A 476-nucleotide genomic window follows, 5' to 3' on the forward strand; every position below is an offset into this window, starting at 1 on the left:
AAATATTGATTTAATATTAATAAGATAATTAAAGATAGTTTTGATGAATATAAAAATTTTAGATTAGTACTTATTAAGTTAGAAATATTGTTTATTATAAGTAATCTTTCTTGGAAAATATTTATTATTGTAAAAAAACGTTTGTTTGATATATAATTTTTTATGTTGTAAATTTTTGATTTGATTTTGGAGGAGATTTATGTCATTTTTTAATAAAATAGCAGGATACGGTAGTATGAACAATAATATAGAACATCAAATATCTGATTACTTATTAGATGACGAAAATGTTATAATGGCATTTACATTTGTAAGAGATTCTATAGTTTTAACAAACTATGGTATATATACTTTARATATTGTAAAATTGGTAAAGAAGCATTATCTATGTAGATAATTAATATAGTTTAATATGTAAATTAAAATACCCTGTCGTAAATACCGACAGGGTATTTTTTRGTTTATAGATTTAATTT

The 476-nt window shown here is 19.8% G+C and carries 1 protein-coding gene; it reads left to right on the forward strand.

The genetic code is table 11. From position 1 onward, the window contains the following. The first annotated feature begins 199 nt into the window (after positions 1-199). A complete protein-coding gene (locus G3997_RS04405; RefSeq protein WP_296648700.1) occupies positions 200-397 on the forward strand; it encodes a PH domain-containing protein in 198 nt (65 codons plus the stop codon). Positions 398-476 lie beyond the last annotated feature (79 nt).

It is taken from the genome of Romboutsia sp. 13368 (assembly GCF_018336475.1).
Taxonomy (GTDB): domain Bacteria; phylum Bacillota; class Clostridia; order Peptostreptococcales; family Peptostreptococcaceae; genus Romboutsia.